This is a genomic window from Cyanobium sp. NS01, assembly GCF_014280235.1.
Taxonomy (GTDB): Bacteria; Cyanobacteriota; Cyanobacteriia; order PCC-6307; family Cyanobiaceae; genus NIES-981.
Window position 1 is genome coordinate 78779 of the sequence record NZ_CP047940.1, and the last position, 25611, is coordinate 104389.

Sequence of the window (25611 nt, forward strand, 5' to 3'; positions counted from 1 at the left end):
ACCACGGCCACCACCACGTCTGCCGCTGCGGCCAGCCCCCAGGTCAGCCCCTGGGTTGCGACGCTGCCGGATCGCCCCCTGCGGGTGGCCATCCTCGGGGCCACCGGGGCCGTGGGGCAGGAGCTGCTGCAGCTGCTGGCCGAACGCCACTTCCCGGTGGCCGAGCTGATCCCCCTGGCCTCGCCCCGCTCCGCTGGCCAGCCCCTCGCCTGGCAGGGGGAAACCCTCACCATTCAGAGCGTCAACGAGGCGGTGTTCTCGGGGGTGGATCTGGTGCTCGCTTCGGCGGGCGGCTCCACGTCGCGCCAGTGGGCGCCCGTGGCCGCCGGCGCCGGCGCCCTGGTGATCGACAACTCCAGCGCCTTCCGGCTGGATCCGGACGTGCCCCTGGTGGTGCCCGAGGTGAACCCCGCCGCCGCCTTCGGCCACCGCGGCATCATTGCCAATCCCAACTGCACCACGATCCTGCTCACCCTGGCCCTGGCGCCTCTGCAGGCCCGGCGCCCCATCCAGCGGGTGGTGGTGAGCACCTACCAGTCCGCCAGCGGCGCCGGCGCCCGGGCCATGGAGGAGCTGCGCCAGCTCAGCCGCACGGTGCTGGACGGCGGCGAGCCGGTGAGCACCGTGCTGCCCCATTCCCTCGCCTTCAACCTGTTCCTGCACAACTCCCCCCTGCAGCCCAACGGCTACTGCGAGGAGGAGCTCAAGATGCTCAACGAAACCCGCAAGATCATGGAGCTGCCTGAGCTGCGGCTCTCGGCCACCTGCGTGCGGGTGCCGGTGCTGCGGGCCCACTCCGAGGCGGTGAACATCTGTTTTGCCGAGCCCTTCCCCGTGGCGGAGGCCCGGGCCCTGCTGGCCCAGGCTGCGGGGGTTGAGCTGATCGAGAACTTCGAGGCCAACCGCTTTCCGATGCCCACCGACGTGACCGGTCGCGATCCGGTGGCCGTGGGGCGCATCCGCCAGGACCTCAGCGATCCCAACACCCTGGAGCTGTGGCTGTGCGGTGATCAGATCCGCAAGGGCGCCGCCCTCAACGCGGTTCAGATCGCCGAGCTGCTGCTCCAGGGCCCGGTGCCGCCCCAGGAGGGGCCGCCGACGCTGGCTCAAGGAGGTGGGGTTTGAGCGTTGCCGCCCAGCAGCAGCCCTGGCTGCACGCCCCCTTCGGACGGGTGGCCACGGCGATGGTCACGCCGTTTCAGCCCGACGGCCAGGTGGATTTGGCCCAGGCGGCCCGGCTCGCTGATCACCTGGTGGCCCACGGCTCTGATGCGCTGGTGCTGTGCGGCACCACGGGCGAATCGCCCACCCTCAGCTGGCAGGAGCAGCACGCCCTGTTCGCCGCTGTGAAAGACGCCGTGGCGGGACGGGCCCGCCTGATCGCGGGCAGCGGCAGCAACTGCACCGCCGAGGCGGTGGAGGCCACCCGCGAGGCCGCAGCCCTCGGTGCCGACGGCGCCCTGGTGGTGGTGCCCTACTACAACAAGCCCCCCCAGGACGGCCTGGAGGCCCATTTCCGGGCGATCGCCCAGGCGGCTCCGAGCCTGCCGCTGATGCTCTACAACATCCCCGGCCGCACCGCCACCAGCCTCGAGCCCGCCACCGTGGCCCGACTGCTCGATCTGCCCAATGTGGTGGCCTTCAAGGCGGCGAGCGGCACCACCGACGAGGTCAGCGCCCTGCGCCTGGCCTGCGGCGACCGCCTGGCGATCTACTCCGGCGACGACGCCCTCACCCTGCCGATGCTGGCGGTGGGGGCCGTGGGTGTGGTGAGCGTGGCCAGTCACCTGGAGGGCCCGCGCATCAGCCGCATGGTGCAGGCCTTCCTCGACGGTGATCTGCCCCTGGCCCTGGCCCTGCATGAACAGCTGCTGCCCCTGTGCCGGGCCCTGTTCTGCACCACCAACCCGGTGCCCGTGAAAGCTGCCCTGGCCCTCAGCGGCTGGCCGGTGGGCGACCCAAGACTTCCCCTTCTCCCCGCGAACGACGACGTGAAACAACGCCTCTGCGAAACCCTGGCTGCCCTGCGTCCTACCTGAGACGCCAAGGCTGAATGGCTGATCTGCAATCAGCAACCTTCCAGTTTCAACCTCTGACTCTTCGAGTTTTCTTACATGTCAAATTCCCAGGTTCGTCATAGTTCCTCCCAGAACGGATCCAACGGCAAGCAACCGGCCCTGCGGGTGATTCCCCTCGGTGGCCTCCATGAGATCGGCAAGAACACCTGCGTGTTCGAGTACGGCGATGAGCTGATGATGGTGGATGCCGGTCTGGCCTTCCCCAGTGATGGCATGCACGGCGTCAACGTGGTGATGCCCGACACCAGCTATCTGAAGGAAAATCAGAAGCGCATCCGCGGCATGATCGTGACCCACGGTCACGAAGACCACATCGGTGGCATTGCCCACCACCTCAAGAACTTCACGATCCCGGTGATCCATGGGCCGCGCCTGGCGCTGTCGATGCTCACCGGCAAGATGGAGGAAGCCGGTGTGATGGATCGCACCATCCTCAAGACCGTCGGCCCTCGCGATGTGGTGAAGGTGGGCCAGCACTTCTCCGTGGAGTTCATCCGCAACACCCACTCGATGGCAGACAGCTTCACGCTGGCCATCACCACCCCGGTGGGCACGGTGATCTTCACCGGTGACTTCAAGTTCGACCACACCCCCGTGGACGGCGAGCACTTCGACATGGCCCGCCTGGCCCACTACGGCGACAAGGGGGTGCTCTGCCTGTTCAGTGACTCCACCAACGCCGAGGTGCCTGGCTTCTGTCCTCCCGAGCGCTCGGTGTTCCCGAAGCTCGACCAGCACATCGCCAAGGCCGATGGCCGGGTGATCATCACCACCTTCGCCAGCTCGATCCACCGGGTGTCGATGATCCTGGAGCTGGCCATGAAGAATGGCCGCAAGGTGGGCCTGCTGGGCCGCTCCATGCTGAATGTGATCGCCAAGGCCCGCGAACTCGGCTACATGCGCGCCCCCGATGATCTGTTCGTGCCGATCAAGCAGATCCGTGATCTGCCGGATCGGGAAACCCTGCTGCTGATGACCGGCAGCCAGGGCGAGCCCCTCGCTGCCCTCAGCCGCATCTCCAGGGGCGAGCACCCCCAGGTGCAGGTGAAGCCCTCAGACACCATCATCTTCTCGGCCAGCCCGATCCCGGGCAACACCATCTCCGTGGTGAACACCATCGACCGCCTGATGATGCTTGGGGCCAAGGTTGTCTATGGCAAAGGCGAAGGCATTCACGTTTCCGGCCATGGTTTCCAGGAAGACCACAAGCTGATGCTGGCCCTGGCCAAGCCCAAGTTCTTCGTGCCCGTGCACGGCGAGCACCGCATGCTCGTGGCCCACTCCAAGACCGGCATGTCGATGGGCATTCCGCCCGAAAACACCCTCATCATCGACAACGGCGATGTGGTGGAACTCACCCCCGATTCGATCCGCCGGGGTGAGCCCGTGAAGGCCGGCATCGAGCTGCTCGATGCCTCCCGCAATGGCATCGTCGACTCCCGGGTGCTCAAGGAGCGCCAACAGCTGGCCGAAGACGGTGTGATCACCCTGCTGGCGGTGATCAGCACCGATGGCGTGATGGCGGCGCCGCCGCGGGTGAACCTGCGGGGCGTGGTCACCACGGCCGATGCCCGCAAGCTCAGCCTCTGGGCCGAACGCGAAATCTCCTGGGTGCTGGAGAACCGCTGGAGCCAGCTGAGCCGCAACACCGGTGGCAAGGCCCCGGATGTGGATTGGGTGGGCGTGCAACGGGAGGTGGAGCTGGGGCTGCAGCGCCGCCTGCGCCGCGAACTCCAGGTGGAGCCCCTGATCCTCTGCCTGGTGCAGCCGGCTCCGGCCGGCACCCCGGCCTACCAGGGGCGGGCCGATGCCGAGCCCGATTCCCGGCCGGCACCCCGCGGCCGCGCTGGCGGCCGTGACAGCCGCTCGCTGGATCGCACCCCCCGGCGGGACGGGGCTCCGGTGGGAGCGGCCTCAGCCGCCGCCTCGGCGGCCCCGGTGGCGACCTCAGCGGCCACTCCTGTCGTCAAAGCCGCGGTCAAGGCGGCCCCGGCAGCGGTCGTGCCGGCTGCGGCCGCTCCCGAGCCCGAGATCGCAGGCCGCACCCGCCGCCGCCGCTCGGCGGCCGCCGCGGGCTGAGTTCGGCTGGGCCTCAGCCCAGCCTCACATGCAGCAGGCCCCGGGAGAGCTCCTTGATCTCCTCGGGGCTGAAGCCCTTGGGCTCATCCTGACGGCGCAGGGCCTCCAGCATGCTGCCGGCCGGTTGCAGCCGTTTCACCTCCTGCACCTCCACCACCTGCTGCCGCTCGGGATCCGCCTGGGCCACCTCGATCTGCTCGGGTTCCTCAATCACCTCCACGGCAATCGGCTCAGGCCGGAGTGGGTTCTCTCCGGCCTGAGGCCCTGAACCCGGGTCCCCATCCAGCTGCTCCAGCCAGGGCATCGCTGCCTGCTCCGCGGTGTGCTGGTGGTCACGCCCCTGCTGGCGGGCCACCACCTCGGAGTCCTCCAGGCCCTGCTCGGCGATCTGGCGCAAGCTGGCATCGCTGCACTGGCGCAGCAGGGCGCGGTAGTACCCCTTGGCCGTGGCCACATCCCCCAGGCCATACAGCCGGGTGTGGGCCAGCAGGAGGATCACCCGCAGGCGCAGCGGGTCGGTGGGATCGTCTGGGAGATCCACCAGCAGTGCTTCTCCCTGGGACTCAACCTCGGACCACTCGCGTTCGCTGTACACATGCTCGATCGCGGCATAGCGCTGCGCATGGGAGTCATGGTTCCGGGCCATGGATCTCGGCTGCTTCGGCTCTGGTGAGAACCAGTGTGCTGCTTTCCCAGTGCAGACGCCACCCGGCGGACAGCTGCAGGGTGCCTGCCACAGTCCCCGGGGCCAGCCGATCGAGCAGCGTTTCGAGGCTGCGGCGGCTGAGCCGCTCCCCCAGGTGGTGGCTGAGCCAGTGCTGCAGCAGGGCGCCCTGGTTGGCGCGCTGCAGGGCGCGCAGGGGGGCAAGCGGCAGCTGCTGATCGCTTTCGGCGCCGTTGCTGTCCCTGGCCCCCAGAGCGGCCAGCGCCAGGGAGAGCAGTTCCCCCTGGGCGTCGTCATCGGCGGCGAGTTGCTCGGCCAGGGCGGCCAGGCGCCGGGCGGCGCCGGGATGCAGGGCCTCCAGCACCGGCAGCACCTCCTGCCGCAGCCGGTTGCGGCTGTAGCGCCGGTCGTTGTTGCTGGGGTCAGGCCACACCGGCAGCTGCAGCTGCCGGCAGAGCCGGCCGGTGTCGGCCCGGCTGAACGGCAGCAGCGGCCGGGCCAGCTGCAGCTCACCCTCCAGGGCCCTCAGGCCGCGCAGGCTGGCCAGCCCCCGGCGGTGGCTCCCCCGGGCCAGGTTGAACAGCAGCGTCTCGGCCCGATCGCTGGCGGTGTGGCCCGTCACCACCCGGCTGGCCCCGAGCGCTGCGGCGCCGATCGCCAGCCGCCCGTAGCGCCAGGCCCGACCCGCAGCCTCGCTGGGGATGGCGCCAGCGCCGCCGCTTGCGGCAGGCTCTCCTGGCTCGGGCTGCCAGCGCTCCCCCAGCAGCGGCAGGCCCTGCCCGGCGGCCCAGGCCGCCAGCTGCTGCGCCGTTCGGCCTGATTCGGGCCGCCAGCCGTGATCGCCGTGCCAGAGGTGCAGCCGCCAGCCGTGCAGCCGCCGCAGGGCGGTGAGCAGCGCCACCAGGGCCATGGAGTCCTGGCCGCCGGAAACAGCCAGCAGCAGGGTGTCGCCATCGGGCAGCAGGGCCGGGTGGCGCCGCAGGTGACGGTGCAGCCGCAGGTGATCGGCGCTCCAGTCGGCCGCGGCGCTGGGCTGGGGCTGGGGATCGGACACCCTGACAACGGGGGCTCAGGTGGGAGAATGACCCCACTGTGCAGCTGTTCCTGCGATGTCGTCCGGCTCCTCCCGTCTTGCCCAGCTGCCTGCCCCGTTGCGGAGCGCCCTGGCGGAGTGTCGCCTGATCAAGGTGATCGCCGGCCTCACCAACTTCGATGCCGCCGCGGTGGAGCGCATCAGCCAGGCGGCTGGGGAAGGGGGTGCCGACCTGATCGACGTGGCCTGTGACCCGGCCCTGGTGCGACGGGCTGCAGCGGCGTCCGGCCTGCCGATCTGCGTGTCGGCGGTGGACCCCGAGCTGTTCCCAGCCGCTGTGGCCGCCGGCGCGGCGATGGTGGAGATCGGCAACTACGACGCCTTCTATCCCCTCGGTCGCCGCTTCGAGGCCGACGAGGTGCTGGCGATCACCCGCCGCACCCGCGAGCTGCTGCCCGAGGTGGTGCTGTCGGTCACGGTGCCGCATGTTCTGCCCCTGGATCAGCAGGAGCAGCTGGCTCTCGACCTGGTGGCGGCCGGTGCCGACCTGATCCAGACCGAGGGCGGCACCAGCGCCCGGCCCTTCAGCCCTGGCGTTCTGGGCCTGATCGAAAAGGCGGCCCCCACCCTGGCGGCCACCCATGCGATCAGCCGGGCCCTGGCCGCTGCCGCCGGCCCCGAAGCCCCTGCCGTGCCGGTGCTCTGTGCCTCGGGCCTCTCGGCCGTGACCCTGCCCCTCGCCGTGGCGGCCGGCGCCGCTGGCGTTGGTGTGGGCTCCGCTGTGAACAGGCTGCAGGAGCCCTGGGCCATGGCGGCGGTGGTGCGGGAGCTGCGGACGGCCCTACCCCGTCCGGTGGCGGCGACGCTCTGAACGGAGGCCTGGCTCAGCAACCCTCAGTCACAACAGAGTGCCAGTGGGCGTTCCCAGGCCTACGTTTCGAAGGTTCCACCTGAACTGTCATGGGCTCCCTCGTCTGGCTGCTGCAGTGGCCGATCCGTGCTCTGGTGCTGCTGATCGTCGCCTGGCTTCCCCTGGGTGTTGAGATCGAGAGCTTCCCGATCGCCCTGCTCGCCGCTGTTGTGATCGGCCTGCTCGGCACCCTGTTGATCTGGCCGCTCAAGCTGCTGCTGGGGCCCTTCTGGGCCGTCACCAGCCTCGGCGGGGTGATCAGTCCGGTGAGTCTGCTGTTCAACTGGCTGATCACCGTGATTCTGTTCGGCCTGGCGGCCTGGCTGATCCAGGGCTTCCGGCTGCGCCAGGGGCTGCTGAGCGCCGTGCTCGGGGCGGTGGTCTACGCGGTGCTGTCGGCGGTGATCCTGCGCATGCTCGGCCTCGATGTGGACTTCACCCGGGTCTCGGCGCTGATGAGCCAGGTGGCTGCGGGCTGATCCGCGCCCCTGCGGGCCTTCGGGACGGCCATTTCGCTGCTCTCGGCACCGCGGTAGCGGGCGCGGCTCGCCAACAATGGGCACCATGATGGTTCCCTTCGAGCTCCACGCCCCCTACCAGCCAAAGGGCGATCAGCCCACGGCGATCGCCGGGCTGGTGCAGGGCGTTCAGGCCGGCGAGCGCTACCAGACCCTGCTGGGGGCCACCGGCACCGGCAAGACGTTCACGATCGCCAATGTGATTGCCAGCACCGGGCGTCCCACCCTGGTGCTGGCCCACAACAAGACCCTGGCGGCCCAGCTCTGCAATGAGCTGCGCGAGTTCTTCCCGAACAACGCCGTTGAATACTTCATCTCCTATTACGACTACTACCAGCCGGAGGCCTATGTGCCCGTCTCCGACACCTACATCGCCAAGACGGCGTCGATCAACGAAGAGATCGACATGCTGCGCCACTCCGCCACCCGCTCCCTGTTCGAGCGCCACGATGTGATCGTGGTGGCCTCGATCAGCTGCATCTACGGCCTCGGCATCCCCAGCGAATACCTCAAGGCCGCGGTGAAATTCCAGGTGGGCGACACGCTCAACCTGCGTGCCTCCCTGCGTGACCTGGTCAACAACCAGTATTCCCGCAACGATATTGAGATCTCCCGCGGCCGCTTCCGGGTGCGGGGCGATGTGCTGGAGATCGGCCCGGCCTATGAAGACCGCCTGGTGCGGATTGAGCTGTTCGGCGATGAGGTGGAGGCGATCCGCTATGTGGATCCCACCACCGGCGAGATCCTGCAGAGCCTCGACGCGATCAACATCTACCCGGCCAAGCACTTCGTGACCCCCAAGGAGCGGCTGGCCGAGGCCATCGCCGCGATCCGCCACGAACTGCATGAGCGGCTCGATCTGCTCAATGGCCAGGGGCGGCTGCTGGAGGCCCAGCGGCTGGAGCAGCGCACCATCTACGACCTGGAGATGCTGGAGCAGGTGGGTTACTGCAACGGCGTGGAGAACTACGCCCGCCACCTCGCCGGCCGCCAGGCCGGCACCCCGCCCGAGTGCCTGATCGACTACTTCCCCGACGACTGGTTGCTGGTGGTGGATGAGAGCCACGTCACCTGCTCCCAGTTGCAGGCCATGTACAACGGCGACCAGAGCCGCAAGCAGGTGCTGGTGGAGCACGGCTTCCGCCTGCCCAGTGCCGCCGACAACCGGCCCCTCAAGGGCGAGGAGTTCTGGCAGAAGGCCCGCCAGACCATCTTCGTGAGCGCCACCCCCGGCCAGTGGGAGCTGGCCGAGAGCCGCGGCCAGGTGGTGGAGCAGGTGATCCGCCCCACCGGCGTGCTCGATCCCGTGGTGGAGGTGCGCCCCACCGAGGGCCAGGTGGACGACCTGCTCGGCGAGATCCGCCAGCGCGCCGACAAGCAGGAACGGGTGCTGGTGACCACGCTCACCAAGCGCATGGCCGAGGACCTCACCGATTATCTGGCCGAGAACGGAGTGCGGGTGCGCTATCTGCACTCCGAGATCCACTCGATCGAGCGCATCGAGATCATCCAGGATCTGCGCAATGGCGAGTACGACGTGCTGGTGGGGGTGAACCTGCTGCGCGAGGGCCTGGATCTGCCAGAGGTGTCCCTGGTGGCGATCCTCGATGCCGACAAGGAGGGCTTCCTGCGGGCTGAGCGCTCTCTGATCCAGACCATCGGCCGCGCCGCCCGCCATGTGGAGGGCAAGGCCCTGCTCTATGCCGAAAATCTCACCGATTCGATGGCCAAGGCGATCGGCGAAACCGAACGCCGCCGTGCCATACAGCACGCCTACAACGAGAAGCACGGCATCACCCCCACGGCCGCAGGCAAGCGGGCGGGGAATTCCATCCTGGCCTTCCTGGAGGTGTCGAGGCGCCTCAATGACGAACAGCTTGAGCAGGCCACGGATCAGGCCGAGCACAACGCCGTTCCCCTCGATTCCCTGCCGGAGCTGATTCAGCAGCTCGAGGACAGAATGAAAACGGCGGCCAAGAACCTCGAGTTCGAGGAGGCCGCCAACCTGCGCGACCGCATCAAGGGGCTGCGGCAGAAGCTGGTGGGCCGGGCCTGAGCTCCGGGGCCTCGCTGCCCTCGGCCCGGTGGGTGGTGCTGCCGCCGAGCTCGAAGGTGCGGTGCACCGCCTGAACCGCCTCCACCCCCTGGTCGGCCGCCACCACGCAGCTGGTGCGGATCTCACTGGTGGCGATCAGCTCGATGTTGATGCCGGCCTCCGCCAGGCAGCGGAACATGCGCGCGGCGGTGCCCGGAGTGCATGGCATGCCGGCGCCCACGGCGCTCACCCGGGCGATGGCCGCTCCCTCTTCAAAGCGGGAGCCGGGCCACTGGCCCAGCAGCGGCCCGAGGGCCTGTTCGGCCCGGCTGCGGTCGTCGCGCTTCAGGGTGAAGCTGATGTCACGGGTGCGCTGCTGGCCGCTGAGGCCGGTGCGCTCCGACTGCACGATCGCATCGAGGCTGATGCCCGCATCGGCGAGGGCCCTGCACACGGCGGCGGCGGTGCCGGGGCGGTCAGGCACCTGGCGCACGGCCACCTGCGCCTGGCCGGTGTCGAGGGCCACGCCCCGCACGGCCGCCTCGCCGCTGTGGCACGGGGGTGGATCGTGGCGCAGCTGGCTCTCCTGCAGCTCAAAGGCCTCGGCGGCCGCCCGCAGGGCGCGGCTGCCCTGGTCGCCGGCCACCAGGCAGCTCACCTTCACCTCGCTGGTGGCGATCAGCCGCAGGTTGATGCCGTAGCGGGCCAGGGTGTCGAACAGCCGCGCCGCCACACCGGGGCGGCCCATGATGCCGGCGCCGGAGATGCTCAGCTTGGCCAGCCCCGCTTCGCCGCTGAGGGTGGCGGCTCCGGCCCCCAGCTCGGCTCCCATGCCGGCCAGCACCTCGCGGCACACCAGCTGGGCCTGCTCCAGATCGGCCTCGGGCAGGGTGAAGGCAATGTCGTTGGTGAAGCTGCAGGCCTCGTCGGTGGTGCCCACATGGGTGGCCTGCACGATCAGATCCACGTTGAGGGCCGCCGCTCCCAGGGCCTCGAACAGCTGGGCCGCCACGCCGGGGCGATCCGGCACGTGCGAGAGCGCCACCACGGCCTGGCGATTTTCGAGATCGGCGCCATCCACCGGCTTGCCCAGCTCGAGGCCGCCCTGCCCGATCGGCTGCGGTGCCCCGCTGGTGAGCCGGGTGCCCGGCGCCTCGCTCCAGCTGGAGCGCACCACCAGCGGCACGCCGTAGTTGCGGGCGATCTCCACGGCCCTGGGATGCAGCACGGCCGCCCCGAGGCTGGCCAGCTCCAGCATCTCGTTGCAGCTCACCTCCGTCATCAGCTGGGCATCCGGCACCTTGCGCGGGTCGGTGGTGAGCACCCCGGGCACATCGGTGTAGATCTCGCAGGCCTCGGCGCCGAGGGCGGCGGCCAGGGCCACGGCGGAGGTGTCGGAGCCGCCCCGGCCCAGGGTGGTGATCTCCGGCGTGCCGGCCAGGCCGCTGCTGGTGCCCTGAAAGCCCGCCACCACCACCACCTGGCCTTCACCCAGCAGGCGCCGCAGCCGTTCGGTGCGGATCTCGAGGATGCGGGCGCGGCCGTGGGCCGACTCCGTCATGATCCCCACCTGTGGCCCGGTCATGGACACCGCCGGCACGCCCTCGGCATGCAGGGCCATCGACAGCAGCGCGATCGACACCTGTTCCCCGGTGGCCAGCAGCATGTCCATCTCCCGCTGGGGTGGATCGCTGCTGATCGCCCGGGCCAGGCCCGAGAGTTCGTCGGTGGTGTGGCCCATGGCCGACACCACCACCACCAGCTCATGGCCCTCGTCACGGCACTGGGCCACCCTGCGGGCCACCGCCTGGATCCGGGCCACGTCGGCCACCGAGGTGCCGCCGAACTTCTGAACCAGCAGGGCCATGGGGGTGAGGGATCGGGGGTGGGGTCTTGGGTGGGGGCCCAGGGTGATCGCAACGGCCGATTATCGGCTGCGGCCCTGCGCCGGGGTGAGCTGCTGGGCGGCGGCACCGAGCAGAAAGCCATCGCGGAAGGCATCCCCGGGGGCCGTGCCCCGTTTGAGGGCGGCCTCTACCTCCAGCAGCCGTGCCAGCAGGGCCAGGAAGCGGGAGCTGGGAATCCCCCTGATCTGTTTGCGCATCACATAGATGCGGCGCGGATTGCCGATGCCGGCGGCCTTGGCGATCGCGGCCACGTCCTGCTCACCGCGCTGATCCAGCAGGCACACCCACAGCCAGCCCCGGATCTGGCTGGAGAGGGTGGCCACGATGCGCAGCGCCGGTTCGCCCGCCTCGATCAGGGCATCCAGCAGGGCGATCGCCTCGGCGGGCCGTTCCTGCAGCAGGGCATCGCCCACGGCCAGGGCGCTGGTGCTCTGGCCCCCCACCAGCGCCTGCACAGCCTCCAGGCTGATCGTCCTGTCGGCCTGGGGTGCTGCCGAGCCGGCTGGCGCGCTCTGGCAGTAGAGCGCCAGCTTTTCCAGTTCACTGGCCAGCCGGGCGCTGTCGCTGCCGATGGCCTCGCTGAGGGCCTCGGCGGCACGGAGCTGCAGCTGCAGGCCCAGCTCCCTGGCCGTGCGCTGCACCAGCTCCAGCTGGCCGGCCCCATCCCAGATCGCCGGCAGGGGGAAGCCCTGCTCCTCGGCCTGGCCCTGCTTCACCAGCTTCTGCAGCGCCTTGGTGGTGCGCAGGCGGCCATCGGGTTTGGCTGTGTTCACCAGCAGCAGATGGCAGCTCTCCGGCACCAGCGGCAGGGTGGCCTCAAGCTGATCGGCCAGCTCGGCGGGGCACTGGTTGCAGAACGGGCTGCGCTGCAGCAGCACCAGCCGCGCCCCTGCCCCCAGAGGGGCGGTTCGCGCCTCCCCCAGGGCCTGGGCCGCCTGGGCGGGATCCTGGCCATCCAGGCGGCTGAGGTTGATCGAGGCCCAGGCGGGGTCCACCAGCCGGGCGATCAGGCCATCCACGGCCCGGCCCCGGGCGGCGTCGTCATCGCCCCAGAGCAGGTGGATCGGCATGGCGGCGGGGGTGCATAGGGTTGGAGGGCGCCATGGCTGTGAGGGCGGTCAGGCCAGAGCACTCCCGCCCGATCCCCCCGAGTTCCATCGAGACCCCCATCCTCCAGGATCATCCGATTTTTCTCGAGAGCCTGCGGCTGATCCGGGCCGAACTGGCCGAGCGCGGTGTGGCCGGCCCCACCGATCCCCTGGAGCGGGCCGTGCTGGAGCGCTGCATCCACAGCAGTGGCGACCTCTCGATCGCGGCGGATCTGCGCTTCAGCCCGGGGGCCTGCGCCGCCGGCGCCGCCGCCCTGGCCGCCGGCGGCGCCATCCTCACCGACACGGCCATGGCCGCGGCGGCGGTGGCGCCGATGGCGGCCCGCAGCTTCGCCAATCCGGTGCACAGCGTGCTCGCCTGGGCACCAGCGCGGGCGCCCGAGGGCAGCACCCGCACGGCCGTGGGCATGGAGGGTGCCCTGGCGGCCCTGGGGCCGGGCCTGGTGGTGCTGGTGGGCAGTGCCCCCACGGCCCTGGAGCGTCTGCTGGAGCTGGTGGCTGCCGGCGCGGAGCCAGCGCCGGCCCTGGTGATCGGCATGCCGGTGGGGTTCGTGGGGGTGGCGGAGAGCAAGCGTCACCTGGGCGCCAGTGGCCTGGCCCAGGTACGGCTGGAGGGCTCCCGGGGCGGAGCCGCCCTGGTGGGCGCGGCCTGCAACGCCCTGCTGCGGGCCGGCTGCCGTCAGGCGGCGTCCTGACCCACCCGCACGTGGCTGTTGGCCTCGACGCGACTCAGCACCTGGCGGGCCCGCAGCAGCACCGAGGCGGGAATGCCGGCCAGGCGGGCCGCCTCGATGCCGTAGCTGCGGCTGGCGCCGCCGGGCACCACCCGGTGCAGGAAGCGCAGGTCGCTGCCGGTTTCCTCCACGAGCACCTGGGCGTTGGCCACGTTGGGCATCAGCTCGGCCAGCTCGTTGAGCTCGTGGTAATGGGTGGCGAAGACGCTGCGGGCGCCGATGCCCTGGGCCAGCTCCTCGGCCACGGCCCAGGCGATCGAGAGACCATCGAAGGTGGCGGTGCCGCGGCCGATCTCATCCAGCAGCACCAGTGAGCGGGCCGTGGCGTGGTGAAGGATGTTGGCGGTTTCGGCCATCTCCACCATGAAGGTGGACTGGCCGGCGGCCAGGTCATCGCCGGCGCCGACCCGGGTGAAGATGCGATCGGCGAGGCCCAGCCGGGCCGAGCGGGCCGGGATCCAGCTGCCCATCTGGGCCATCAGCTGCAGCAGCCCGGTCTGGCGCAGGTAGCAGCTCTTGCCGCTGGCGTTGGGCCCCGTGAGGATCAGAAGGTCGGGCGCTGACTGTGGGCCCTCCCAGCCGAGGGCGATGCCGTTGGCGGTGAAGGGCTCCTCCACCAGCAGCTGCTCCACCACCGGGTGCCGGCCGGCCTCGATCTGCAGCTCCCGGCCGTCGCTGAGCTGTGGGCGGCAGTAGCCGCCGCTGGCGGCCAGCTCGGCCAGGGCCACCAGGGCGTCGAGCTCGGCCACCAGCCGGGCGGCCTGGCGGATGGCGGCCGCCTGCACGCCCACCCGGCCGCGCAGCTGGCAGAAGAGCGCATATTCCCGCTCGGCGGCGCGGGCCCGCAGCTGCTGGATCTCGGCCTCGCGGCCCTTGAGGGCGGGCGTCACGAAGCGCTCCTCGTTGGCCAGGGTCTGGCGGCGGATCCAGTGGTCAGGCACGGCGGCGGCCTTGGCCCGGCTCACCGCCAGGAAGTAGCCGAAGGTGCGGTGGTGCTGCAGCCGCAGGCTGGCGATGCCGCTGGCCGCCCGTTCGGCGGCCTCCTGGCGGCCCAGCCAGGCGTCCTGGTCATCGAGCTGGTTGCGCAGGCCATCCAGCAGCGGATCGACGCCGTCATGGATCAGGGCCCCTTCCGTGAGCGAGAGCGGCGGCGTCTCCAGCAGCACGTGGCGCAGGTCCTCGGCCAGGGCATCGAGCCTGGGCCAGGGCCGCGCCAGGGCCGCCAGGGGGGCGGCAGCGCAGCGCTGCAGCAGGCCGGCGAGCTGGGGCAGCCGCTCCAGCCCATCGGCCAGGGCCACCAGATCGCGGGCCGAGGCACTGCCGGCGCCGGCGCGGCCCGCCAGGCGCTCCAGATCCCCCATCGGTCGCAGCAGCCGGCGCAGGGCCAGCCGCAGCGGGCGCTGACCCACCAGCTCCCCCACCGCCGCCTGGCGCGCCTCGATCCTCTCCAGATCCAGCAGGGGCGCCTCCAGCCAGCGCCGCAGGCAGCGGCCCCCCATGGCGGTTTGGGTGCGATCGAGGGCCCAGAGCAGGGAGCCCTCGAAGGCGCCGCTCAGCTGGGTGCGGGTGAGCTCCAGGTTGCGGCGGGTGGCGGCGTCCAGCACCAGGGCCTCGTCGGGGTGCCAGGTGGTGGGGGGATCGAGCGGCACCTGGCCGCTCTGGGTGCCATCGAGGTAGGCCACCAGCCCACCGGCGGCCCGCAGGGCCAGGGGGTGCTCCCCCAGGCCGAGGCCAGCCAGGCTGGCCAGGCCGAAGCGCTGTTTGAGGGTGGCCGTGGCCTCGGGCGTCTCGAACGGCGTGCGCGGCAGGGCGGTGCGCCGCAGGGTGGCTGGACACCAGGCCGCGGCTGCCGCCGCATCCTCACTGGCCACCGCCGGCCAGAGCACCTCGGCCGCCTCCACCTGCAGCAGCTCCTGATGCAGGGCATCACTGCCCTGCTGCTGGCTGACGCGGAACTCGCCGGTGCTCACATCGGCCACCGCCAGCCCCCAGCGGGCGCCGCTGCCCGGCGGCTCCAGCACCACGGCGCAGAGCCAGTTGTTGCGGCGGGCCGCAAGCATCCCCTCCTCGATCACGGTGCCAGGGGTGAGCACGCGGGTGATGCCCCGGCGCAGCAGTTCGCCCTTGGCGGGGGTGCTCTCGAGCTGGTCGCAGAGGGCCACGCTGAAGCCGCGGCGCACCAGCTCGGCGCAGTGGCGCTCAGCGGCGTGGTGGGGGATGCCCGCCATCGGCACCCGCCCGATCGCCTTGCCGGCCTCCTTGCCGGTGAGGGTGAGCTCCAGCAGCCGCGAGAGGGTGATGGCGTCTTCGAAGAAGCACTCGAAGAAATCGCCCAGCCGGTAGAGCAGCACCCGCTCGGGGTGGTCGCGCTTGAGCTGCACGTAGTGGCGCAGCATCGGCGGCAGCCGGGCCGGCTCCACCAGGCTGTGGTGGTGCCAGGGGGGCAGATCGCTCTGCGGAGCGCTCGCACCTGAAGCGCTGGACCCCGGAGCGCTGCTGCCAGGGGCCTGGGGGACTTCGTCTGCGTTGGCGGCCTCGTGGGGCTCAGGCTCTACTCGGCGGACTCGTGCCGCCCGCTGCCGCGGTCGGGCGGCGGCGTCGGCAAGCGGGTCCGATGCTGCCGTGCCTCCCTCGCCTGCCGCAGTGTCCCCAGCTGCGGCCTCGCCGCTGGCACCGGCCTGCCCCGGGCCCTGGATCTCGGCGAATAGGGAGCCCTGCAGGACGGGCTCGGGCATGAGCGAAAGCTGCTGGTCGGCTTCCGCGGCCACGGCGCTGCGCTGGAGGCCATTTGATCGTAGGTCGATCGCTGCGGCTGCCTGCGCCGCCGGGGCCGCAGCTGCCCGATCCCGGAGCCCGACAACTTGTGAAGGATCGGGGCTGGCCGCGCCGGAGACCCCGGGCCTGCGTGTGAGAATCCCGGCACTGACCGGCCCGGCGACGCCGCAGATCCATGCAGATCCTCAACACGCTCACCGTTCTGGCCCTGGTGGTGATGTCCTTCGCCCTGATCGTGGCGGTGCCCGTGCTCTACGCCACCAGCGAAGACAGTGGCCGCTCCAACCGTCTGATCCTGATCGGTGGCATCGCCTGGTTGGCCCTGGTGCTGGTGAACTGGGGCATGAGCTACTTCGTGGTCTGAAGCCGCCTCAGCAGCGCGCCTTCTACCCTGAAGCCACCTTGCCGCGTCACTGCTGTGGCGCCTGCCTGTGGCAATTTTCGAGGGCCGCTTCGTCGGTGCCGAGTCCCTCCGGATCGGCGTGGTGGTGGCCCGCTTCAACGATCTGGTCACAGCGAAGCTGCTGAGCGGCTGTCTCGACTGCCTTGGTCGCCATGGCATCGACACCTCCGCCAGCAGCGCCCAGCTGGATGTGGCCTGGGTGCCCGGCAGCTTTGAGATCCCCCTGGTGGCCCAGCGCCTGGCAGCAAGCGGCCGCTATCAGGTGGTGGTCACCCTGGGGGCTGTGATCCGCGGCGATACGCCCCACTTCGATGTGGTGGTGAGCGAGGTGAGCAAGGGCGTGGCGGCGGTGAGCCGCCAGAGCGGTGTGCCGGTGATCTTTGGCGTGCTCACCACCGACACGATGCAGCAGGCCCTGGAGCGGGCCGGCATCAAGAGCAACCTGGGCTGGAGCTATGGCCTGCAGGCGCTCGAAATGGGCAGCCTGATGGCAGGCCTGCCCGGCTAGGGGTTGCTTTCCAGACTGACTGATGTGCCCTGGCGAACATCTTGCAGTGGCCGCATGGATTGGTACCTTGCAAGCTGAAACACTCAGGCAACGCCATGAAAGTTGATATCGGGATGGCAGTGCTTGCCGCCTCGGGTTTGGTGATGGCTGCTCCGATCAGCATCAGGGCGGCTGAGGTGCCAGCGGCCGCAACCACAGCTTGTCTGACGGCTGTGAATTCAAACTATGGAGGCAACGTTGGTGATCTGAAGGTGGCCAGCAGTGAGTTTTCCGAGGCCAACTCCATCGTGATGGTCAAGGCCCTACGGGTCCGCGGCACGAACAAGGCGGAATCCTGGAAGTGTCTGGTCTCCAATCGTGGCCAAGTGCAAGAGCTGACCATGGTTTCTTCTGGTTCCTCCCACGGCCACGCCGGTGCGGCCGTGAGTGAGCAGTCGAAGTCGGCCTGCATGGCCCGTGTCAATGATCTCTATGGAGGTAATGTTCGTGACCTGCAGGTCACGCGAACCAAGTATGAAAAACCCAATTCTGTGGTGGTTGTCCGGGCGATTGGGGAGCGTGGAGGATCAACCAATCAAAAGTATCGTTGTCTGGTCTCGAACACCGGCACCGTGCAGGACCTCAAGGCTGTGAGCCACTGAGCACCGTCTCCTTCTCGGCGCAGGCCTGCTGGTTGACCAGCAGGCCTGCTTGGCAGGCCATCAGACCTGCTCAGGGCCGGGTCCGACCCGTTGGGAGGGCGAGGTCTCCAGGGGATGGTGCGCCAACAGCTGCTGGCTCTCCACCCTGTGAAAGCCGAGCTGCTCGTAGAAGCCGGCACTGTTGGTGGTCATCAGATACACCCGCTCCACCCGCTGCAGGCGCGGATCGCTGAGCAGGCCCGCCACCACCTGGCGGCCCAGGCCCCGCCCCTGCAGATCGCCCGCCACCACCACGTCCCAGAGCACGGCCCGGCAGACGCCATCGCTGCTGGCCCGCCCGAAGCCCACCAGCCGCTTGCCCCGCCACAGGCTCACCACCACGGGGCTGCCGGCCAGCAGGGTGCGCAGCTGGGCGTAGCTGCGGTCCTGGGCCCAGAAGGCGTGGTGGTTGAACAGGCGCCGCAGCTTGAGCAGGGCGCGGCTGGGGCGCAGGCCGGGGCCGAGGCCGAACCAGCGCAGGCCTGGGGCGCCGGGAGCATGGCGAAGCAGCTGGATCGCGACCATGGCAACAACACCATGGCAACATCCTCCCAGTCACCCCGACGCTTTGATCCAGCAGCGCAAGGGCATCGTTCTGGCCGGAGGCAGCGGCACCCGGTTGCACCCGATCACGCTGGCCGTGAGCAAGCAGCTGCTGCCGGTGTTCGACAAGCCGATGATCTACTACCCCCTCAGCACCCTGATGCTGGCGGGGATCCGCGAGGTGCTGATCATCACCACCCCCGCTGATCAGGAGCCGTTCCAGCGGCTGCTGGGCGACGGCCGCCGCTGGGGCATGGCCATTAGCTACGCCGTGCAGCCCAGCCCCGATGGCCTGGCCCAGGCGTTTCTGATCGGGGAGTCCTTCCTGGCCGGCGCTCCCGCTGCCCTGGTGCTGGGTGACAACCTCTTCCATGGGCAGGACTTCAGCCCCCAGCTGCAGGGCTGCAATGGCCAGCAGCAGGGTGCCACGGTGTTCGCCTACCCGGTGCGCGATCCGGAGCGCTACGGGGTGGTGGCCTTCGATGGCGAGGGTCGGGTGCTGAGCATCGAGGAGAAGCCCGCCCAGCCCCGCAGCCGCTACGCCGTGACCGGTCTCTACTTCTATGACGACTCCGTGGTGGAGCGGGCCCGGCGGGTGGTGCCCTCGGCCCGGGGCGAGCTGGAGATCACCGACCTCAACCTCCAGTACCTGGAGGAGGGCAGGCTGAGGGTGGAGCTGATGGGCCGCGGCATGGCCTGGCTGGACACCGGCACCTGCGATTCCCTTCATGAGGCGGGCAGCTACATCCGCACGCTCGAGCATCGCCAGGGCCTGAAGGTGGGTTGCCCTGAGGAGGTGGCCTGGCGGATGGGCTGGATCGACGCTGAGCAGCTCGCCGGCCTGGCTGCCCCCTTGCGCAAGAGTGGCTACGGCGAGTATCTGCTGCAGGTGTTGGAGACAGACGATGCAGGTTGAGCCGCTGCGCAGTGCCTCAGGAGCCGTTCTGGAGGGGGTGCTGCAGCTGAGCCCAAGGGTGTTCGGCGACGAGCGGGGCTTTTTCTACGAGAGCTGGAACCAGCAGACCTTCAATGCCGCCGCGGGCGCCACGAGCTTTGTGCAGGACAACCACTCCCGCTCGCAGCAGGGGGTGCTCAGGGGCCTGCACTACCAGCTGCCGCCCCACCCCCAGGGCAAGCTGGTGCGCTGCGTGCTGGGTGAGATCTTCGATGTGGCGGTGGACATCCGCCGCAGCTCGCCCACCTGGGGACAGTGGGGCGGCGCCCTGCTCAGCGCCGACAACAAGCAGCAGCTGTGGGTGCCGCCGGGCTTCGCCCACGGCTTCCTCACCCTCAGCCCCGAGGCCGAGGTGCTCTACAAGACCACCGACTTCTGGAGCAGGGACTGCGAGCGCGCCATCCGCTGGGATGATCCGGCCCTGGCGATCGCCTGGCCCCTGGAGGCCCTGGCCGGGGCCCAGCCCCAGCTGAGTGGCAAGGACGGCGCCGCGCCGCTGTTCGCCGAGCTGGCCGCGGGGGACCTGTTCCCATGAGCAACCCGGCCATGTGGCCGCCGGCCGGTGAGCCCCTCAAGGTGCTGCTCACCGGCGCCGCCGGCCAGCTGGGCCAGGCGCTGGTTGCCAGTGCGCCGGCGGGCCTGGAGCTGATCGCCACCAGCCGCAGCGGCGGCGAGGGTCTCAGCGCCCTGGACCTGGCCGATGCGGCCGCCTGCCGCCAGCTGGTGCAGGAGCTGCGCCCCCACTGGGTGCTCAACGCCGGTGCCTACACGGCGGTGGACCGGGCCGAGAGCGAGCCGGAGCTGGCCGCCGCCGTGAATGCCGCGGCGCCGGCGGCCTTCGCCGAGGCCCTGGCCGGCAGCGGCGGCCGGCTGCTGCAAGTGAGCACCGATTTCGTCTTCGACGGCAGCCAGGGCACGCCTTACCGGCCCGACCAGCCCCTGGCGCCCCTGGGGGTGTATGGCGCCAGCAAGGCGGCCGGTGAACAGGCGGTGCTGGCCAGCGCCCTGGCGGAGGCAGGCCGCGCGCAGGTGTTGCGCACCAGCTGGGTGTATGGCCCGGTGGGCCGCAATTTCTGCCTCACCATGCTGCGCCTGCACGCCGAGAAGCCGGAGATCGGCGTGGTGGCCGACCAGGTGGGCTGCCCCACCAGCACCCTCACCCTGGCGGAGGCTTGCTGGCGGCTGATCGCGGTGGCCAGCGGTGGGGAGAAGGCCGCCGTGTCGGCCGACCTGGCCGAGCCCCTGCCGCCCCTGCTGCACTGGAGCGATGCCGGCGCCGCCAGCTGGTACGACTTCGCCGTGGCCATCGGCGAGCTGGGCCAGGAGCTGGGGCTGCTGCAGCGCCAGGCGCGGGTGCGGCCGATCACCACGGCCGATTACCCCACCCCGGCCCGCCGGCCCAGCTATTCGCTGCTGGAGTGCACCGCCAGCCACCGCCTGCTCGAGCTGCCGCCCCGCCACTGGCGCGCGGCCCTGCGCCAGGTGTTGCAACAGCTGCCCTCGTCCCTTTCCCGCCCCCTTCCGTTTCCCGCCGCCGCTCCCCCGTGAACCACCTCCCCTCCCTGCTCGGTCCCCGCCGCCGCGTGCTGGTGACCGGTGGCGCCGGCTTCATCGGCGGCGCCGTGGTGCGGCGTCTGCTGCGCGACAGCGAGGCCACGGTGTTCAACCTCGACAAGTGCGGCTACGCCAGCGATCTCACCAGCGTGGAGGCCGTGCTGGATGAGCTCGGTGATGGCGCCGGGGTCCGCCACCAGCTGCTGCGGGTGGACCTCACCGATGCCGAGGCCACGGCCGCGGCGGTACGCCAGGCCGATCCGGATCTGGTCATGCACCTGGCCGCCGAGAGCCACGTGGACCGCTCGATCGAGGGTCCGGAGGCCTTCATCGCCAGCAACGTGAGCGGCACCTTCCACCTGCTGCAGGCCCTGCGGGGCCACTACGAGGGTCTGAACGAGGAGCGGCGCGCCGCCTTCCGGCTGCACCACATCAGCACCGATGAGGTGTTCGGCTCGCTGGGGCCCACGGGCCGCTTCTCGGAGACCACCCCCTACGACCCCCGCTCCCCCTACTCGGCCAGCAAGGCCGCCAGCGACCACCTGGTGAGCGCCTGGCACCACACCTACGGCCTGCCGGTGGTGCTCACCAACTGCTCCAACAACTACGGCCCCTGGCAGTTCCCCGAGAAGCTGATCCCGGTGGTGATCCTCAAGGCCGCCGCCGGCGAGCCGATCCCCCTCTACGGCGACGGCGCCAACGTGCGCGACTGGCTCTATGTGGAGGACCACGTGGACGCCCTGCTGCTGGCCGCCACCCAGGGCGAGCTGGGCCGCAGCTATTGCGTGGGCGGCCACGGCGAACGCACCAACAAGCAGGTGGTGGTGGCGATCTGCGCCCTGCTCGATCAGCTGCGTCCGGCCGGTGCCCCCCACGCCCGCCTGATCACCCCGGTCACCGACCGCCCCGGGCATGATCGCCGCTACGCCATCGACCCGGCCCGCATCAGCGGCGAGCTGGGCTGGCAGCCGCGCCACAGCTTCGAGGCGGGCCTGGAGGCCACGGTGCGCTGGTATCTGGAGCAGCAGGGCTGGTGTACGGCCGTGCGCGAGCGCGGCGGCTACACCGGCGGACGGCTGGGGTTGGTGGGGTAGGGGCTCAGCTGAGCCCGCTGACCAGGCACCGCTAATCAATCCAGTCACTGGAGGCCTTGGGATGGGCTGTGGCTACGGTCTGAAGTGGCGCTGCAGCCCCTTTCGCAGCGCTCCTGCGCGCGCTTCCGCCGATGCCGGCCACCATCTACCTGCACTGGGCCGCCACCTCCTACAGCTGGGTGCGCTCCGGGCTGTATCACACGATCATCGGCGGCGATGGCCGCTTGCACAGGCTGCATGCCTACAGCATCGATCTGCCGGCCCACACCTGGCGCCGCAACAGCAATGCCGTGGCCCTTTCCTGTGCCTGCATGGGCGGCCGCCCCGATCCCTGGACGCTGCCCCCCACCGAAGCCCAGCTGGAGGCCCTCTGCCGCGAGGCCGCCCAGGTCGCCCGCAGCTGGGGCTGGGGTGCGGCCGACATCGGCATCGAGCGGGTGATGACCCATGCCGAGGCCGCCTCCAACCGCGATGGCCAGTGGATGCATGAGAACTACGGTCCGGTGATCTGGGGCGGCACCGGCGAGCGCTGGGACTTCCTGCAGCTCACCCGGAACGGCCCGCCCACCGGCGGGGACCAACTCCGGCAGCGCATCCGCAGCGTGCTGGCGGCGCCCCAGCTCCCCCCCGAGCTGCCGCTGCAGTCCTCCGAGGCAGCGCTGGTCTTTCGCCGGGCCGCCACCATGCCCGCCCGCGGCCAGGAGCTGGCGGTGGAGATCGATGCCGCCGGCAGCTCCTGGGCCCTGGCCGCCGAGCTGCTCGCCCCCTACGAGATTCCCTATGCCTGGGAGGCCAGCCGGCGCCGCATCCTCGTGGGCAGCCTCGATGTGGTGCCCAGCTTTCGGGAGGATCAGGTGCAGCCCTCGGTGGGCTGGCCCCTGTTTGAGATGACCCTGCAGAGCGGCAATGCCCCGGTGATCCTGCGCGGCATCCTGCGGGAGAACCGGGCCTGGTGTCGGGTGCTGGAGTTCGCCGAGGAGTTCGGCATCAGCGTCACGTTTGATCCGTTCGTGCTGCTGGAGAGGCGCGGCGGATGAGCGGTGAGGCTCCCCCGCAGGCCATCCAGAGCGGGCGCCGCTGGCCGTGGTACGGCCTTCTGGAGCTCCGCCGAGCCCGCCCTCGGTAGGCTGACTTCCCTGCGTGCCGGCTTCCCTCCATGCTCAAGCTCCTGCTGGGTGACCCCAATGCCCGCAAGCTGAAGCGCTACCAGCCGGTTGTCTCCGACATCAACCTGCTGGAGGAGGAGATCGCCCCCCTCTCCGACGACGAGCTGCGCCGCCTCACCGGCGAGTTCCGCCAGAGGCTGGAGCAGGCCCGTGATGCCGGCGGCAATGCCGAGGCCGTGCGGGCCCGGGAGCGCAAGCTGCTCGATGAGCTGCTGCCCCAGGCCTTTGCCGTGGTGCGCGAGGCCGGTAAGCGGGTGCTGGGCATGCGCCACTTCGATGTGCAGCTGATCGGCGGCATGGTGCTGCACGACGGCCAGATCGCCGAGATGAAGACCGGCGAGGGCAAGACCCTCGTGGCCACCCTGCCCAGCTACCTCAATGCCCTCACCGGCCGGGGTGTGCACGTGGTGACCGTGAACGACTACCTTGCCCGCCGCGACGCCGAGTGGATGGGGCAGATCCACCGCTTCCTCGGCCTCTCCGTGGGCCTGATCCAGCAGGACATGGCGCCCTCGGATCGGCGGGAGAACTATGGCTGCGACATCACCTACGCCACCAACAGCGAGCTGGGTTTTGATTACTTGCGCGACAACATGGCCACCGACATCGCCGAGGTGGTGCAGCGCGATTTTCACTACTGCGTCATCGACGAAGTCGACTCGATCCTGATCGACGAGGCCCGTACGCCCCTGATCATCTCCGGCCAGGTGGAGCGTCCCCAGGAGAAATACCAGAAGGCCGCCGAAGTGGCCGCCCGCCTGGAGCGGGCGGCGGAGCTCGGCAAGGACGGCATCGATCCCGAGGGCGACTACGAGCTGGACGAGAAGCAGCGCAGCTGCACGCTCACCGATGAGGGCTTCGCCAAGGCTGAGCAGATGCTGGGGGTGAGCGATCTCTTTGATCCCGCCGACCCCTGGGCCCACTACATCAACAATGCCCTCAAGGCCAAGGAGCTGTTCATCAAGGATGTGAACTACATCGTGCGTGGTCAGGATGCCGTGATCGTCGATGAGTTCACAGGCCGGGTGATGCCCGGTCGCCGCTGGAGCGACGGCCAGCACCAGGCCATTGAGGCCAAGGAAGCTCTGCCGATCCAGCCCGAAACCCAGACCCTGGCCTCGATCACCTATCAGAACTTCTTCCTGCTCTATCCGCGCCTGGCTGGCATGACCGGCACGGCCAAGACCGAAGAGGTGGAGTTCGAGAAGACCTACAAGCTCGAAGTGGCCATCGTGCCCACCAACCGGCCCCGGTCCCGGGCTGACTGGACCGACCAGGTATACAAGACCGAAACCGCCAAGTGGCGCGCCGTCGCCCTGGAAACCGCCGAGGTGCACAACTCCGGCCGGCCGGTGCTGGTGGGCACCACCAGTGTGGAGAAATCGGAGCTGCTCTCAGCCCTGCTGGCCGAGCAGGAGGTGCCCCACAACTTGCTTAACGCCAAGCCCGAGAACGTGGAGCGGGAAGCGGAGATCGTGGCCCAGGCGGGCCGTGCCGGCGCCGTGACGATCGCCACCAATATGGCCGGCCGCGGCACCGATATCATCCTCGGCGGCAACAGCGACTACATGGCCCGCCTGAAGCTGCGCGAGGTGCTGCTGCCTGTGCTGGTGCGCCCTGAGGAGGGGCACCGCCCGCCGGTGCCGCTGCAGCGCTCCGCCGAGGCGGCCGGCTTCGGCGCCGGCAAGGGCCAGGCCGCCGGCGCCCGCAACGGCAGCGCCCCCTCGGAAGCCCGCGCCATCGGAGCCCTCTACCCCTGTTCCTTGCCCGAGGAGGAGGACCAGGCCCTGGCCGCCCTGGCCCGGGAGCTGGTGAAGGCCTGGGGCGATCGCGCCCTCAGCGTGCTGGAACTGGAAGATCGCATCGCCCAGGCGGCCGAGAAAGCCCCCACCGAGGATCCGCAGGTCGCCCTGCTGCGCGAGCGCATCACGGCCGTGAAGGCCACCTACGACGCCGTGGTGAAGCAGGAGGAGGGCCGGGTCAGGGAGGCCGGTGGCCTGCATGTGATCGGCACCGAACGCCATGAATCCCGCCGGGTGGACAACCAGCTGCGCGGCCGCGCCGGCCGCCAGGGCGACCCCGGCTCCACCCGCTTCTTCCTGTCACTGGAAGACAACCTGCTGCGCATCTTCGGCGGCGACCGGGTGGCCTCTCTGATGAACGCGTTCCGCGTGGAGGAAGACATGCCGATTGAATCCGGGATGCTCACCCGCTCGCTGGAGGGCGCCCAGAAGAAGGTGGAAACCTACTACTACGACATCCGCAAGCAGGTGTTTGAGTATGACGAAGTGATGAATAATCAGCGCAAAGCGGTTTATACAGAACGCCGCCGGGTGCTGGAGGGCCGTGAGCTCAAGCAACAGGTGATCGGCTATGGCGAACGCACCATCGACGACATCGTGGAGGCCTACGTGAATCCGGATCTGCCGCCGGAAGAGTGGGATCTCAGCCGCCTGGTGGAGAAGGTGAAGGAGTTCATCTATCTCCTCGAAGACCTTGAACCCAAGCAGCTCCAGGGCCTGGGGGTCGAGGAGCTCAAGGCCTTCCTGCAGGAGCAGATGCGCAATGCCTATGACATCAAGGAGGGTCAGATCGAGCAGCAGCGCCCAGACCTGATGCGCCAGGCCGAGCGCTTCTTCATCCTGCAGCAGATCGACACCCTCTGGCGCGAGCACCTGCAGGCGATGGATGCCCTGCGGGAGTCGGTGGGCCTGCGCGGCTACGGCCAGAAAGACCCGCTGATCGAATACAAGAACGAGGGCTACGACATGTTCCTCGAGATGATGACCCAGATGCGCCGCAACGTGATCTACTCGATGTTCATGTTCCAGCCGGCGCCTGCACCCCAGCGCGCCACCGTCTGAGC

The 25611-nt window shown here is 69.9% G+C and carries 22 protein-coding genes; 16 read left to right on the forward strand and 6 right to left on the reverse strand.

Annotated elements, in window-relative coordinates; genetic code table 11:
- Positions 1 to 63: 63 nt before the first annotated feature.
- From CyaNS01_RS00375 to CyaNS01_RS00385, 3 genes are all read left to right on the forward strand, one after another.
- Positions 64 to 1125 carry an aspartate-semialdehyde dehydrogenase gene (locus tag CyaNS01_RS00375; RefSeq protein ID WP_225875965.1) on the forward strand — a complete coding sequence of 354 codons (1062 nt, stop codon included), beginning with the start codon at positions 64 to 66 and terminating at the stop codon, positions 1123 to 1125.
- Positions 1122 to 2039 (forward strand): 4-hydroxy-tetrahydrodipicolinate synthase, encoded by a 918-nt coding sequence (gene dapA, locus CyaNS01_RS00380; RefSeq protein ID WP_186697969.1) that lies wholly within the window; start codon positions 1122 to 1124, stop codon positions 2037 to 2039. Before CyaNS01_RS00375 ends, dapA begins: the two co-directional genes overlap by 4 nt.
- Positions 2040 to 2114: 75 nt before the next feature.
- Positions 2115 to 4157, forward strand: coding sequence for a ribonuclease J (locus tag CyaNS01_RS00385; RefSeq protein WP_186697971.1), 2043 nt, complete (start codon positions 2115 to 2117; stop codon positions 4155 to 4157).
- A 13-nt stretch (positions 4158 to 4170) separates the two neighbouring features.
- Here CyaNS01_RS00385 and CyaNS01_RS00390 read toward each other — a convergent pair whose 3' ends face one another.
- On the reverse strand, positions 4171 to 4803 hold the full coding sequence (locus CyaNS01_RS00390) for a hypothetical protein (protein WP_186697973.1): 633 nt from the start codon (positions 4801 to 4803) through the stop codon (positions 4171 to 4173).
- Entirely contained in the window at positions 4787 to 5875 is a 1089-nt protein-coding gene (gene tilS, locus CyaNS01_RS00395) for a tRNA lysidine(34) synthetase TilS (RefSeq protein WP_186697974.1), read from the reverse strand. Before tilS ends, CyaNS01_RS00390 begins: the two co-directional genes overlap by 17 nt.
- 55 nt (positions 5876 to 5930) lie before the next feature.
- Here tilS and CyaNS01_RS00400 point away from each other — a divergent pair, with 55 nt between their 5' ends.
- The 3 genes from CyaNS01_RS00400 to uvrB all read left to right on the forward strand — a co-directional run bounded on the left by CyaNS01_RS00400 (position 5931) and on the right by uvrB (position 9338).
- Positions 5931 to 6725 (forward strand): DUF561 domain-containing protein, encoded by a 795-nt coding sequence (locus tag CyaNS01_RS00400; RefSeq protein WP_186697976.1) that lies wholly within the window; start codon positions 5931 to 5933, stop codon positions 6723 to 6725.
- Between the two features lie 89 nt (positions 6726 to 6814).
- A complete protein-coding gene (locus CyaNS01_RS00405; RefSeq protein WP_186697978.1) occupies positions 6815 to 7243 on the forward strand; it encodes a phage holin family protein in 429 nt (142 codons plus the stop codon).
- A gap of 88 nt (positions 7244 to 7331) precedes the next feature.
- Complete coding sequence (gene uvrB / locus CyaNS01_RS00410) at positions 7332 to 9338, forward strand: excinuclease ABC subunit UvrB (protein ID WP_304523749.1); 2007 nt, start codon at positions 7332 to 7334, stop codon at positions 9336 to 9338.
- Here the strand turns inward: uvrB and CyaNS01_RS00415 are convergent.
- Together CyaNS01_RS00415 and holA are read right to left on the reverse strand one after the other, a co-directional pair.
- Positions 9301 to 11184 (reverse strand): aspartate kinase, encoded by a 1884-nt coding sequence (locus CyaNS01_RS00415; protein WP_186697982.1) that lies wholly within the window; start codon positions 11182 to 11184, stop codon positions 9301 to 9303. The genes uvrB and CyaNS01_RS00415 overlap by 38 nt on opposite strands.
- Positions 11185 to 11244: 60 nt before the next feature.
- Complete coding sequence (gene holA / locus CyaNS01_RS00420) at positions 11245 to 12294, reverse strand: DNA polymerase III subunit delta (RefSeq protein ID WP_186697984.1); 1050 nt, start codon at positions 12292 to 12294, stop codon at positions 11245 to 11247.
- Positions 12295 to 12326: 32 nt separating this feature from the next.
- On the opposite strand from holA, the gene CyaNS01_RS00425 reads away from it, so the two are divergent.
- Positions 12327 to 13028, forward strand: a complete 702-nt coding sequence (locus CyaNS01_RS00425; RefSeq protein ID WP_186697985.1) for a precorrin-8X methylmutase — start codon at positions 12327 to 12329, stop codon at positions 13026 to 13028.
- On the opposite strand, the gene mutS is transcribed toward CyaNS01_RS00425, so the two are convergent.
- Positions 13013 to 15802, reverse strand: coding sequence for a DNA mismatch repair protein MutS (mutS, locus tag CyaNS01_RS00430; RefSeq protein WP_186697987.1), 2790 nt, complete (start codon positions 15800 to 15802; stop codon positions 13013 to 13015). The genes CyaNS01_RS00425 and mutS overlap by 16 nt on opposite strands.
- A gap of 215 nt (positions 15803 to 16017) precedes the next feature.
- Here mutS and psbZ point away from each other — a divergent pair, with 215 nt between their 5' ends.
- The 3 genes from psbZ (at position 16018) to CyaNS01_RS00445 (ending at position 17394) form a co-directional block, all read left to right on the forward strand.
- Positions 16018 to 16206: a photosystem II reaction center protein PsbZ gene (gene psbZ, locus CyaNS01_RS00435; RefSeq protein WP_186697989.1), complete on the forward strand. Its 189-nt coding sequence runs from the start codon at positions 16018 to 16020 to the stop codon at positions 16204 to 16206.
- 67 nt (positions 16207 to 16273) lie between these two features.
- Entirely contained in the window at positions 16274 to 16753 is a 480-nt protein-coding gene (ribH, locus tag CyaNS01_RS00440) for a 6,7-dimethyl-8-ribityllumazine synthase (RefSeq protein ID WP_186697991.1), read from the forward strand.
- A gap of 95 nt (positions 16754 to 16848) precedes the next feature.
- Positions 16849 to 17394, forward strand: coding sequence for a hypothetical protein (locus CyaNS01_RS00445; RefSeq protein WP_186697993.1), 546 nt, complete (start codon positions 16849 to 16851; stop codon positions 17392 to 17394).
- Positions 17395 to 17454: 60 nt separating this feature from the next.
- Here the strand turns inward: CyaNS01_RS00445 and CyaNS01_RS00450 are convergent, their stop codons facing one another.
- Positions 17455 to 17958 (reverse strand): GNAT family N-acetyltransferase, encoded by a 504-nt coding sequence (locus CyaNS01_RS00450; protein ID WP_186697994.1) that lies wholly within the window; start codon positions 17956 to 17958, stop codon positions 17455 to 17457.
- Between CyaNS01_RS00450 and rfbA the strand changes: the two genes are divergently transcribed.
- The 6 genes from rfbA to secA all read left to right on the forward strand — a co-directional run bounded on the left by rfbA (position 17957) and on the right by secA (position 25609).
- The gene (gene rfbA, locus CyaNS01_RS00455) at positions 17957 to 18892 is read left to right on the forward strand and encodes a glucose-1-phosphate thymidylyltransferase RfbA (RefSeq protein ID WP_186697996.1); all 936 of its coding nucleotides are present in this window, start codon (positions 17957 to 17959) and stop codon (positions 18890 to 18892) included. The genes CyaNS01_RS00450 and rfbA overlap by 2 nt on opposite strands.
- Positions 18882 to 19466 carry a dTDP-4-dehydrorhamnose 3,5-epimerase gene (gene rfbC / locus CyaNS01_RS00460; protein ID WP_186697998.1) on the forward strand — a complete coding sequence of 195 codons (585 nt, stop codon included), beginning with the start codon at positions 18882 to 18884 and terminating at the stop codon, positions 19464 to 19466. The genes rfbA and rfbC overlap by 11 nt, the downstream gene beginning before the upstream one ends.
- Positions 19463 to 20479 carry a dTDP-4-dehydrorhamnose reductase gene (gene rfbD, locus CyaNS01_RS00465; RefSeq protein ID WP_225875713.1) on the forward strand — a complete coding sequence of 339 codons (1017 nt, stop codon included), beginning with the start codon at positions 19463 to 19465 and terminating at the stop codon, positions 20477 to 20479. The genes rfbC and rfbD overlap by 4 nt, the downstream gene beginning before the upstream one ends.
- Positions 20476 to 21579 carry a dTDP-glucose 4,6-dehydratase gene (gene rfbB / locus CyaNS01_RS00470; protein WP_186698000.1) on the forward strand — a complete coding sequence of 368 codons (1104 nt, stop codon included), beginning with the start codon at positions 20476 to 20478 and terminating at the stop codon, positions 21577 to 21579. Before rfbD ends, rfbB begins: the two co-directional genes overlap by 4 nt.
- A 131-nt stretch (positions 21580 to 21710) precedes the next feature.
- A complete protein-coding gene (locus tag CyaNS01_RS00475; protein WP_186698002.1) occupies positions 21711 to 22616 on the forward strand; it encodes an N-acetylmuramoyl-L-alanine amidase in 906 nt (301 codons plus the stop codon).
- 119 nt (positions 22617 to 22735) lie between these two features.
- Positions 22736 to 25609 carry a preprotein translocase subunit SecA gene (gene secA, locus CyaNS01_RS00480; RefSeq protein ID WP_186698004.1) on the forward strand — a complete coding sequence of 958 codons (2874 nt, stop codon included), beginning with the start codon at positions 22736 to 22738 and terminating at the stop codon, positions 25607 to 25609.
- Positions 25610 to 25611: the final 2 nt, after the last annotated feature.